Here is an 11,162-nt window from a genome sequence, read left to right as displayed (position 1 = left end):
ATTAGTGTTCCTTACTCCTGAAGTGTTCGAGCGCGCTATCGGGCGAGCTGAAGTCTGAGGTCGTTGAGCCTGGTCGCGACGCTGCCGTCGATGACGTCGTCGCCGACCTGCACGCGGATGCCGCCGACTCGAGCTTCGCCCGGAGCCGTCCGATGTAGACGCGCACGTACTCGGTGTTCGCGGCGTAGCCCGGTCCCCACACCTTCCGCAGGAGGGCGGCGTGCGTGTGCAGCGCGCCGGCGGGCTGGGCGAGTTCGCGCAGGAGCGCCCACTCCGTCGGGGTGAGCTTCACCTGGCTGCCCTGCTTCATCACGAGCTGCGACTGGAAGTCGATGGTCACGTCGCCGATGCGCATCATGGGCTGGTCGCGGTTCACGTCGGCGAGACTCGGTCGGCTGCGCCGCAGCGTCGCATTGATCCGCGCCAGCAGCTCATCGATGCCGAAGGGCTTGGTGAGGTAGTCGTCGGCGCCGAGGTTGAGGGCCCTCACCTTGTCGGTCTCGGCGCCCCGCGCCGAGACGACGATGATGCCGAGGCTGTCGCGCTCGCGCAGCGCGCGGCACACGTCGAATCCGTTCACGCCGGGCAGCATGAGGTCGACGAGGGCGACGTCGGGCTGGTGCACCGCAAGCAGCTCGAGCACGTTGGACCCGTCGCGCGAGGTCACGACCTCGAAACCGCGGATGAGCAGGTTGCTCTGCACGAGATCGATGATGTTGCGATCATCCTCGACCAGCAGCAGGGTTGTGGGTCGATCCACGGGTCATGCCTCCAAGGGGTGTGTCATTTCTGTGAGCGGGAGACGAACGCGGAGGCATGCGCCCGTCTCCGAGGGAATGAGGTCGATCGTTCCGCTGTGCGCTTCGGCGATCGAGCGGCAGATCGCGAGGCCGAGGCCCGCGCCCGCCGACTGGTCGCCGCACACGTAGGAATCGAAGATGCTGTCGCGCACCGCTTCGGGCACGCCGGGGCCGCTGTCGACGACGTCGATCGCGACATCGTCGCCGAGCAGGCGGGCGATCACGCGCACCGGTGGATGACCGTGCCGCCGCGCATTGTCGAGCAGGTTGACCAGCACCTGCTGCAGCCGGTCGTGGTCGACCCACAGGGCCGGCACGTCGTCGGCGAGGTCGACGCTGACATCCTCGCGCGCCACGGTCGCGACGTCGATCGAGATCTCGAGGAGGGTGGCGAGGTCGCACCAGTCGTAGCGCAGGCGCAGGCTGCCCGACTCGATCGCGGCGAGGTCGAGCAGGTCGTCGACGAGCCGCTGCATGCGGGCCGCCTCCGAGACGATGCCGCTGAGGAACCGCGCGACGGAGCCCGCGTCCCACTCGACGTCGTCGGCGCGCAGGCTGGAGGCGTAGCCGCGGATCGCCGTGAGCGGTGTGCGCAATTCGTGGCTGAGCCGGTGGATGAAGTCGCGCTGGAGTTCGGCAGTGCGGGTGGCGGTGGAACTGCGGGCGCGGTCATCCTCGGCGTTCTTGCGTTCGACGGCGAGGCGGATCGACCACGCGGCGCCCTCCAGGATCTCGAGCGCGACCGGGTCGGTGGCCGCGCACGGGTCTGCCCAGACGGCGGCGAGCACGTGCAGGTGCCCGCCCGAGGTGAACGTGACGGCGAGACCGCCGCGGCCGACCAGCCGGGGGCCATCGTCGATCGGCGGGGAGGCCCGAAGCTCGTCGATGAGACGGTGCGCGCGGACGGGCTCGCCCGCGACGACGGCGACCTCGCCCAATCGCGCGGCCGACAGGGCGGTGCGCACCACGACGAGTGCCTCGGCGCCCAGTCCACGGAGCAGAACCTCCGCTGCGACGGGCTTGCTGTCGGCAAGTTCGACCGGGCCGGCGAGCAGGTCGCGCAGCTCGCGCAGGGTGTCGAGCACGCGGGTGCGCTGGGCGACGCTGCGCTGGATCTCGTCGCGTTCGAGCGCGACCGCGGCCAGGCCGGCGTAGAGGGCGGCGAGCTCGGTGCTGGAGCCGCTCGGCCGCCCGAGGACGGAGAGCACCCCGTAGCTGCGAGCCCCGCTGCGGATCGCCACCGACCAGAGCGCCGCGTCGTCGGCCGGGAGCGCCGCGTCGCCAGCCGACGGCGCCGTGGCACCGCGCGCGGCGGTGGCACCGCGCGCGGTGGTGGCGATCACCGAGTCACTGCCGGGCAGCACCTCGTCATAGACGGCGCGGGCGATGCCCGCGAGTCCGACGCTCGCGGCGAGGCGGAGCGCGCCGGTGCGGTCGTCGACCAGGTGCAGCATCGCGCGACGCTCGCCCGCGGCCACGGCGAAGGCCGCGAGAATGGCCGACAGCGACTCCGTCACCGTCGACGAGGCGAGTCCGTTCAGCAGCGAGACGAGCCGGGCAGCATCGGCGCGGGCGCCTCGCTCGCCGACGCCGATGGGCGATCGCACGAGTGCGGGGGCAGCCGGCGACCCGGCGAAGTTTGCGCTCGAAATGGCACTACTCCTGATCATGACCGGGTGTCGATGCAACCATCATGAGGGGTTCGAGCCCTGAGGACAACTCTTGTACCCCGCGGGGTACGCGGTTTCGCGCGGGTGCTGGCGACCTCCGTGCCGTGGCGCGGTCGTGCGGCCAGGCCGCCCGCTAGGACTGCAGTGCCGCGATCGCGAAGGGCACCATTCCAGCGAAGGTGGACTCCCGCTCGGCGGGCGACATCTCGCCCTTCTTGTAGAGGAAGTCGCTCACCGTGCCCACCATGAGCGTCTCGATGCCCTCAGCGGCCCCCACGGCGTAGAGGCCCGCCGCCTCCATCTCGATGCCGAGGACGCCGTGCGCGACCATCTGCGCCCCGACGGCCGTGTTGGGCTGGTAGAACGCGTCGGTCGTGAAGACGGGGCCGACGTGCAGTGTCGTGCCGCTCGCCTCGCCGTACTCGACCGCCGCGCGCAGGAGCCCGAAGGTCGGCGCGTGGCTGAACTGCACCCCGGGGATGCGCGCCGCGCTCATGGCGGAGTCCGTGTGCGCGGCGGAGGCGGCGACCACGTCGCCGAGTTCGAGGAAGTCCTGCGCGCCGCCCATCGTGCCCACCCGCACGATGCGCGTCACACCGTAGGAGCGCACGAGCTCGGTCGCGTAGATGGTGAGGCTGGGCATCCCCATGCCGGACGCCATCACGGTCATCCTCTCGCCGCCCACGGTGCCCGTGTAGCCGAGGATTCCGCGCACCTCGGTGACGAGCCTGGCGTCGTCGAAGAACTGCTCGGCGATGAGGGTCGCGCGCCGGGGGTCGCCCGGCATGATGACCTTGGGGGCGATCTCGCCCTCGGCGGCGGCGATGTGCGGTGTGGGCATGGCGGTTCCTTTCGATGGATGCGGGGGCTCAGCCCAGCTGGGACGGCTCGAACCGCGTGAGCACGGCCCGCTCTGCCGCACTCACCAGGCTGTAGAAGAGCAGTGACACGGCCGTGAGGATCGCGGCCGCGGCCCAGAGCTGCGTGTAGTTGGAGTACGACCGTGAGACGACGATGATGTTGCCGAGACCGTCGCCCGTCGCGAGCCACTCGGTGAGGGTCGCGGCGAGCACGGCGGAGGGGGCCGCGATGCGGGCGGAGGCGAAGATCGCCGGCAGCGCGTAGGGCAGCTGCACCCGCGCGAGGGTGCTGAGGGTGGACGAGTCGTAGCTGCGCATGAGCATGAGCGCGTCGGCGGGCACCCGGCTGAGTCCCGTGCTGACGTTGGCGAGGGTGGGGAAGAAGGTGACGATGGTCGTGATGGCCACGACGCCGCCGAGTCCGCGCCCGAAGACGAGGATGAGCACGGGGGTCAGAACGATGATCGGCACCGAGCGCAGGGCGATCGTGAGCGGGGTGAGCACGATCTCGATGACCGGCACGAGCGCGAACACGACCGCGGCGATGATCCCGCAGGCGAGCCCGGCGAGGTAGCCGACGCCGGCGTGCACGAGCGTGACGCCGAGCGCCTTCTGCAGCACCTCCCGATTGGCGGCGGCCGCCGGGTCGGTCACGAGGTACTGGAAGACGGTGAGCGGCGACTTGCCCACGAAGGGCGAGAGCGAGAAGACGATGAGGTACGCCCACCACGCGGCGAGGATGACCAGGAGCGAGCCGAGCACCCACGCCAGCGCGATCCCGATCCGGGCGGGCAGGGGTCGCGGGCGCGTGCTCCCCAGCGGCGCCGCCGTCGAGATCGAGGATGACCACGGGCTCACCACCCGGCGCACGAGGCCGAACAGCGCATAGGGCACGGCTGCCATGAGCGTGGCGAGCACGGCCACCGACCACACGCGGCCGAGGTTGAGCATCTGCAGTCCGTTGATGAGCAGCACGCCCAGCCCGGTCTCCGATCCGATGAACTCGCCGAACACGGCTCCGAGCACGGCCGCCGCCGCGCCGATCTGGAGTCCCGTGATCATCGCCGGGATTCCCGATGGCAGCCGTACGACACGCAAAGACGCCCCCGTGCCGCCGCCCCAGGCGCGGACCATCGTGAGCGGACCACCCTCCGCCGCGCGGAGGCCGAGCATCGTGCTGACGAGCGTCGTGAAGAAGACCGACATCGCGGCGAGCGCCACCTTGGCGGTGTCGGGGTCGAAGGTGAGCTGCAGGAGCGGCATGACCGCGACGAGCGGGAGGCAGAACAGGGTGAGCGCGAGCCGCAGGAAGAGCTGTTCGATCGCCCGCACCTGCACGAAGACGATGCCCGCGACGATGGCGGCGAGGTTGCCGAAGAACCAGCCGCGCACGGCGACCCAGCCGGTCGCGGCGACCGCGCCGGCGTAGAGCTCGGGCGTCTGCACGAGGCTGCGCACGATCGCGCTGGGCGAGGCGAGCACGCCGAGGCGGCTCAACCACGCGTCGGCGAGCACCTCCCAGAGGATCAGCAGCAGGATGCTCGCCCCCGCCGTCAGCCCCCAGCGCGACGCCGCGCGGCGCCCGCTCGACCGCCGCGCCGACGCCCGCGCGGTCGCGATCGCGGTCACGACTCCCCCGGAGCACTCGCGTCGACGGCCGGAGCGAGCACGTCGACGGCCGGGTCGTCGTCGGTGCCGGTGCCCGCGTGCAGCATCTGGCTCAGGGTGTCGCACACGCGGTGGAACTCCGGGCTCGTGAGCAGCTCGCCCCGACGCGGCCGCGGGAAGTCGATCTCGAGCTCGCCGATGATCCGGCCGGGCCGGGGCGACATGACCACGACCCGGTCGGCCAGGAACGCGGCCTCGGCGATCGAGTGCGTCACGAGCAGAGCGGTCGCGGAGGTCGACATCCAGAGCCGCTGCAGCTCCTGGTTCATGCGCTGACGGGTGATCTCGTCGAGCGCACCGAAGGGCTCGTCGAGGAGCAGGATCTCCGGCTTCGTCGCGATCGCGCGGGCGATAGCGACCCGCTGCCGCATGCCGCCGGAGAGCTGCGCGGGCTTCACGCTCTCGAAGCCGGCGAGGCCGACCATCCGGATCAGCTCGTCGACGGTGGCATCGGGGATGCGCGTGCCCATTACCTGCCCGGGGAGTCTTATGTTGTCGCGCACCGACCGCCAGGGCAGCAGCGAGGGATCCTGGAGGGCGAGTCCGAGTCGGTGCGACTTGCGCACCTGCGCCGGCGTCTGCCCGTGGATCTCGACGCGCCCGCTCGTCGCCTCCTCGAGGTCGGCGAGGATGCGCAGGATCGTCGATTTGCCGCAGCCGGAGGGCCCCAGGAGCACCGTGAAGGACCCCTGGGGCACCGCCAGACTCACCTCGTCGAGGGCGAGCGTCTCGCGCCTGCCCGACGTGTACGCCTTGGAGAGCGCGTCGAGGGTGAATCCGGTGCCGGTGTCCATGGGGTCCTCACGGTTGGTGCGGGTGGTACGGGTGGTGCTGCGCTGCCCGTGACGCTACTTGAGGCTGGAGGCGCCCTGGTAGATGTCCTCGAGCAGCGAGGTGTCGAACAGGCTCTTGTCGGCGGTGACGCCCAGGGCCTTGATCGTCGCGATGTTCGCGTCGATGTCTTCGGCGCTCATCCAGAGCAGGCCGTGCGCCTTCGTGGTGTCGGTCACGATGATGGGCATCTGCAGCTGGGCCTGGCGGGTCTGCTCCTTGATGGTGAGGCCGCCGCTCTTGCCGTAGTCGTTGACCGTGAGCGCGACCGCCTCGGTCGGGTCGGCGACATAGTTCTGCCATCCCTTGATCTCGCCCTTGAGGAAGCCCTCGATCGCGGCGCGCTTCTTGGCGAGGGTGTCTTTGGTGACGACGTAGACCTGGGCGTACTCGTTCATGCCGTGGTCGGCGAGGAGCATCGTGGTCGGGGTCTTGCCCGCGGCCTCGACCGCGATGGGCTGCTCGGTCGCGAAGACGTACTGGCCGGCCACGTCACCGCTCAGGGTGGGGGCCACGTCGAAGCTGACCGGCACCGAGGTGTAGTCGCTCGAGCTGATCCCGTTGAGCTTGGTGAACGCGTCGTTCGTCGCGGCGTCGCCGGTCGGCACGCCGATCTTCTTGCCCTTCATATCGGCGGGCGTGTTGATGGGGTTGGTGGAGAGCGACATGATCGCGAGCGGGCTCTTCTGGAACCCGGCGGCGACGATCACGAGGTTGCCCCCGGCCTGCGCGTTGGCGCGGGCGACGACATCGGGGTTGCTCACCGCGATGTCGGCCTTGCCCGCCTCGAGCGCGGCCATGCCGTCGACGTCGGGGCCACCGGGCAGGATGTTCACCTTCACCTTGTTCGCGGCGTAGTAGCCCTCCTTCTCGGCGACGTAGCTGCCGCCGAACTGCACGAGCGGGATCCACGAGGTCTGGTAGTTGAGGGTGGTGACCGCGGCGGTCGTGGAGGCGGGGGTGCTCGAGCTGGACGAGCAGGCGGCCAGGGTGGCGCCGAGAGTGGCGACGGCTGCGACGGCGATCGCAGTGCGCGCAGCGGTGCGGAGGGGGAGACGAGGCATGTGTGGGGCTCCTGCGATGGTGGGCGGGGCAAATCGGATTACCAACCGATTTGCATGGTGTGTGTGCTCGACGCTAGGGCGCGAGTATTTCCCCGCTGTTTCCGGATGTTTCCGGCGGATTAAGCCTGCATCACGGTTGTGCAAATCGTGTTGCATACCGCGCGTTTCGCGCGCGTGGCGATGTTGTACGCTATCCCTCGTGCTGAGCCCTGAGACGCGCCCGTGGACCATGGCGCAGATCGCCGCGGAAGCCGGGGTCAGCGCCACGACCGTCTCGCACGCACTCTCGGGCAAGCGCCCCGTCAACCCCGAGACCGTCGCGCGAATCCAGCGCATCGTGCAGGAGCACGGCTTCGTGCCCAACTCCAGCGGAGTGCGGTTGCGCTCCGGACGCACCGGAGTCATCGGCCTCGCCGTGCCCGACATCGCGCACTGGTACTTCGGTCGCATCGCCAAGGGGGTCGAGGAGATCGCCAACGAGCGCGACTACGGCCTCGTCATCTGCGGCACGATGAACGCCGACCCGCGCCGGGAGAAGCGCTACTTCAACATGCTGCGCACGCGGGCCATCGATGGGCTCGTGTACACGACCTCGCGCTCGATGTCAGACCTCGACGAGCTCGTGACCGTCGCACAGGGCTCCTCCATCGTCTTCGCCGACGAGGCGGTCGACCGGCTGCCCGAGGTGCCCTCGGTGACGACGACGGTGCGCGAGGGCGCGCGGCTCGTCGGCGAGCACCTGCGCGAACTCGGCCACAGCCGCGCGGTCGTCATCGCCGGATACGCCGGCCTGCGCTCCACCACCGAGCGGGTCGCGGCGTTCCGCGAGTACTTCCCCACGGCGCTCACCCTGTTCGGCGACTTCGAGCAGCAGTCCGGCTACGAACTCATGGGCGACCTCCTCGCCAACGACGTCGCCTTCAGCTGCGTGTTCGCCCACAACGACTTCATGGCGATCGGCGCGATCCGCCGCCTGCGGGAGGCGGGCATCCGGGTGCCGGAGGACGTCTCGGTCGTCGGCTTCGACGACGTGGATGTCGCGACCATCATGTCGCCCGCGCTCACCACCGTGCGCAAGGACATGGTCGAGATCGGCCGTCGGTCGGCCCGCACCCTCTTCGACGTGATCGAGGGCGAGCCGGGCAGCGCGCGCTCGAGCGTGCTGCCCGTGGAGCTCGTCGTGCGCGGAACGACCGCGCCGCGGCGCGACTGACTCTCGGTCAGAGCCGCTCGGCGAACCAGGGCTCGATCACGGTCTCGAGCAGGGCGCGGCGATCCGGCTCCGAGAGGAACGCCGCGCGCGCCGCCGCGCGCTGCGCCTCCCGATGGTCGGCCATCGTCCAGCCGAAGAGCCGTGTGATGTGCCGCAGCTCCGCGCTCACGCTGGTGGCCGAGATGAGGCGGTTGTCCGGGCTCACCGTCACGGTGAAGCCGAGGCGGTGCAGGAGCCCCATCGGGTGATTCTCGCGGCCGGACAGGATATACCCTCCCGAGTTCGACGAGACGCAGACCTCGAGCGGCACGCGCCGGTCGCGCACCCGGGCCGCGGTCGGACCGACGGTGGTTTTCGCGCGGGGGGCGGCGGCGAACTGCGCGGCCGCGGTCGCCACGGCGAGCGGGCGGTCATCCAGACGAACGTCCTCGATGATGCGGATACCGTGACCGATGCGCTGCGGAGCCGTCGTGTGCAGGGTGTCCTGCAGGCTCTCGACGCCGGCCAGCTCACCGCTGTGGATCGTGTACGGGATGTCGTGCGCGTCGAGCAGGGCGAAGGCCGCGCGGTGCGCGCTCGCCGGGTAGCCCGCCTCCTCCCCCGCCAGGTCGAAGCCCACGACGCTCGCGCCATAGTGCCGCACCGTGAGCTCCGCGATCTCGAGGCTGCGGTCGGAGGTGCGCATGGCGCAGAGCAGCTGGCGCACCCGGATGGTGGATCCTTCGGCGCGCGCTGCCGCCTCGCCCTCCGCGAGCCCCGCGGCGACCGCGAGCACCGCCTCGTCGAGGCTGAGGCCACCGGCGAGGTGCTTCTCGGGCGCCCAGCGAGCCTCGCCGTAGACGACCCCGTCGGCCGCGAGCTCGAGCACGAACTCGCGAGCGACACGGCGGATGCTCGCCTGGTCCTGCATCACGGCGGTGAGGATGCCGAACATCTCGTCCCAGTGGCCGATCGCCGGCTCGGTGACCGTGCCCTGAAACCAGCCCGCGAGCGTCGCCGGATCGGTGTGCGGGATCCACACGCCGCGGGCCGTCGCCAACTCGACGATCGTCTCCGGGCGCAGCGAACCGTCGAGGTGGTCGTGCAGGCTGATCTTGGGCATCGCGAGGAACGCCTCGTCGTCGTCCTGCCGCCAGCGGGGGTAGTCGGTCATCTCAGATCTCCCGGTTCAGCCAGCGCACCAGTCGATCGAACAGCGGACCGTAGCCGGCCCACCGCAGGAACCCGGGCGGCGCCCAGTGCGGTGCGAGGTCGCTGGTGAACGCGGCACTGCGTCCGGCTCCGTAGTCACCCACGGCGAGCAGGGGATGCCCGGCGCAGGCCGCGAGCAGCGAGGCGCCGTCGCGCAGCCGCACCTCGTTCAGCCCGAGCAGGGGCGGCCAGACCGCGTCGAGACCCGCGACGATCGGGTGCTCGGCGAGCCGCTGAGGGGCGGCGCCCCCGGGGAGCTCGACGCGGTCATCCCGGTCGAGGATGCTCACCGGCAGCACCTCGGCGACCACGGTGCGGCCCCAGCGCGCCTTGGCGTCGATGCCGGAGAAGGTCATGAAGCCGCCGATCATCGCGAGCCCCCCGCCCGCGAGCACGAAGTCGCGGAGCACCTCGGTGCGATCCACCTCGAGCTGCGAGTGGGTGAAGGTCGCGGGCAGAAGCTGGAAGCTGTTCGCGCCCACATCGGAGACCACGACCACGTCGGCCCGCTCGCGGAGAGCCGCGGCCGTGGCGGGGAAGCCGGTCGCGATCTCGTGGGCGGGCAGGTGCTCGACCGAGTGGCCCGCGGCCTCCAGCGCCGCGCGGAACTCGCCGCCGCCGAGCGTGAACTCCGAGGTGGTGAAGGAGTCGAAGCCCTTCTGGTGGATGGAGTGGACGAACCAGGATTCGCCCACGAGCAGCACGCGGCTCATGCGCGGGGTCCTCTCGTCGGGGGTGGGGCGGCGCTGGGGGCGGCGGGAGTGACCGGGCTGGCGGCGGCGGGAGGGGCGGCGGCGCGGGCGGGTGCCGGGCCCGTGCTGCCGCGGCGCATGAGGCGCACGGGCAGCACCTCGGCGTCGGGGGCGTCGAGTCGCTCGCCGTGCAGCCGGTCGATGAGCAGGGCGATGGCCTCGCGACCGATCTCCTCCGCGGGCTGGCGCACCGTCGTGAGGGTGGGACGCACGAGGGCGGCGGAGCCGATGTCGTCGAAGCCCGCCACCGAGAGCTCGTCGGGCACGGCGACACCCCGACCGGCCAGCGCGTTGAGCACACCGATCGCCATGAGGTCGTTGAGCGCGAACACCGCCGTGAACGGGATGCCCGACTCGAGCGCCTCGATCACCAGCCGCTCCCCCGCCGCCTCCGTGAAGTCGCCCTCCCGAACGACCGCCTGCGGGTAGACCGCGGCGAACCCCCGCAGCCGGTCCTCGACCGAGCGCAGGCCGCGCGGGCCGGTGATCACGAGGGCGTGCTCGTGGCCGAGTTCGCGGAACAGTTCGCCGATCATCCGGCCGCCCGAGAGATTGTCGGCGGTGACGAGCGGAATTCCGTCGAGGCCCGGGGTGAACTCGTCGGCGAGCACGACCTCGTGCCGCCCGGCCGCCGCCTGGAGCTGGCCGCCCGGGGGCGCGTAGGAGCCGGCGACATAGACGACCCCGTCGACGGTGCGACCGCGGAGCAGCTCGAGATAGCGGCGCTCGCGCTGCGGGCTGCCGCCCGAGTTGCACAGCACGAGACCGTGGTCGCGGGCGTTGGCCGCGTCCTCCGCCCCGCGGGCGAGCTGACCGAAGAAGTGGTTGCCGATCTCGGGCACGATCAGGGCGATCATGCGGGTGCGCCCTTCGCGCAGGTTGCGGGCCGAGGCGCCGGGCACGTAGTCGAGCTCGGCGATCGCGCGGGTGATGCGCTGCTTCGCATCGTCGCTCACGGGACGCTTGCCGGAGAGCGCGTGCGAGACCGTCGTGATGCTCACCTCGGCGCGCCGGGCGACGTCGCTGATCGAGACGGGCATCGGGGGTCCTTCGGGGGCGGAGTGCGGGCGGTGTGGGCGGGTGGGGGCGCTGCGGGGCGAGTCGCTCGCGGCG

Annotated in this window: 9 protein-coding genes and 2 pseudogenes; 1 reads left to right on the top strand and 10 read right to left on the bottom strand. The window is 71.2% G+C overall.

Translation table 11 applies throughout. The features are described from left to right. Nucleotides 1-35 precede the first annotated feature (35 nt). The 7 genes and pseudogenes from G3T37_RS14980 to G3T37_RS11940 all read right to left on the bottom strand — a co-directional run. Nucleotides 36-128, bottom strand: a pseudogene (locus G3T37_RS14980) (F0F1 ATP synthase subunit delta); the annotation flags it as partial. Nucleotides 129-178: 50 nt separating this feature from the next. Then, a pseudogene (locus G3T37_RS11965) lies at nt 179-760 on the bottom strand (response regulator transcription factor); the annotation flags it as partial. A 3-nt stretch (nt 761-763) separates the two neighbouring features. Beyond that, nucleotides 764-2,470 (bottom strand): sensor histidine kinase, encoded by a 1,707-nt coding sequence (locus G3T37_RS11960; protein ID WP_163474119.1) that lies wholly within the window; start codon nt 2,468-2,470, stop codon nt 764-766. A gap of 133 nt (nt 2,471-2,603) precedes the next feature. Then, nucleotides 2,604-3,311, bottom strand: a complete 708-nt coding sequence (locus G3T37_RS11955; RefSeq protein ID WP_163474118.1) for a purine-nucleoside phosphorylase — start codon at nt 3,309-3,311, stop codon at nt 2,604-2,606. A gap of 28 nt (nt 3,312-3,339) precedes the next feature. Then, a complete protein-coding gene (locus tag G3T37_RS11950; protein WP_163474117.1) occupies nt 3,340-4,959 on the bottom strand; it encodes an ABC transporter permease subunit in 1,620 nt (539 codons plus the stop codon). Then, a complete protein-coding gene (locus tag G3T37_RS11945) occupies nt 4,956-5,792 on the bottom strand; it encodes an ABC transporter ATP-binding protein (protein WP_163474116.1) in 837 nt (278 codons plus the stop codon). Before G3T37_RS11945 ends, G3T37_RS11950 begins: the two co-directional genes overlap by 4 nt. Nucleotides 5,793-5,846: 54 nt before the next feature. Next, entirely contained in the window at nt 5,847-6,893 is a 1,047-nt protein-coding gene (locus tag G3T37_RS11940) for an ABC transporter substrate-binding protein (RefSeq protein WP_163474115.1), read from the bottom strand. A 199-nt stretch (nt 6,894-7,092) separates the two neighbouring features. Between G3T37_RS11940 and G3T37_RS11935 the strand changes: the two genes are divergently transcribed. Continuing rightward, on the top strand, nt 7,093-8,106 hold the full coding sequence (locus G3T37_RS11935) for a substrate-binding domain-containing protein (RefSeq protein WP_163474114.1): 1,014 nt from the start codon (nt 7,093-7,095) through the stop codon (nt 8,104-8,106). 7 nt (nt 8,107-8,113) lie between these two features. Here G3T37_RS11935 and G3T37_RS11930 read toward each other — a convergent pair whose 3' ends face one another. Genes G3T37_RS11930 through G3T37_RS11920 form a run of 3 tightly spaced genes read right to left on the bottom strand, consistent with a single transcriptional unit; the run spans nt 8,114 to nt 11,089 of the window. Continuing rightward, the gene (locus G3T37_RS11930; protein WP_163474113.1) at nt 8,114-9,259 is read right to left on the bottom strand and encodes an adenosine deaminase family protein; all 1,146 of its coding nucleotides are present in this window, start codon (nt 9,257-9,259) and stop codon (nt 8,114-8,116) included. A gap of 1 nt (nt 9,260) precedes the next feature. After that, the gene (locus G3T37_RS11925) at nt 9,261-10,010 is read right to left on the bottom strand and encodes a glutamine amidotransferase (RefSeq protein ID WP_163474112.1); all 750 of its coding nucleotides are present in this window, start codon (nt 10,008-10,010) and stop codon (nt 9,261-9,263) included. Continuing rightward, nucleotides 10,007-11,089, bottom strand: a complete 1,083-nt coding sequence (locus G3T37_RS11920) for a LacI family DNA-binding transcriptional regulator (RefSeq protein ID WP_163474111.1) — start codon at nt 11,087-11,089, stop codon at nt 10,007-10,009. The genes G3T37_RS11925 and G3T37_RS11920 overlap by 4 nt, the downstream gene beginning before the upstream one ends. Between the last annotated feature and the right edge of the window lie 73 nt (nt 11,090-11,162).

This window comes from Galbitalea soli, from assembly GCF_010686725.1.
Classification (GTDB): domain Bacteria; phylum Actinomycetota; class Actinomycetes; order Actinomycetales; family Microbacteriaceae; genus Galbitalea; species Galbitalea soli.
The sequence above is the reverse complement of the archived record's forward strand: the minus strand, read 5'-3'. Positions and strand labels throughout refer to the sequence as shown.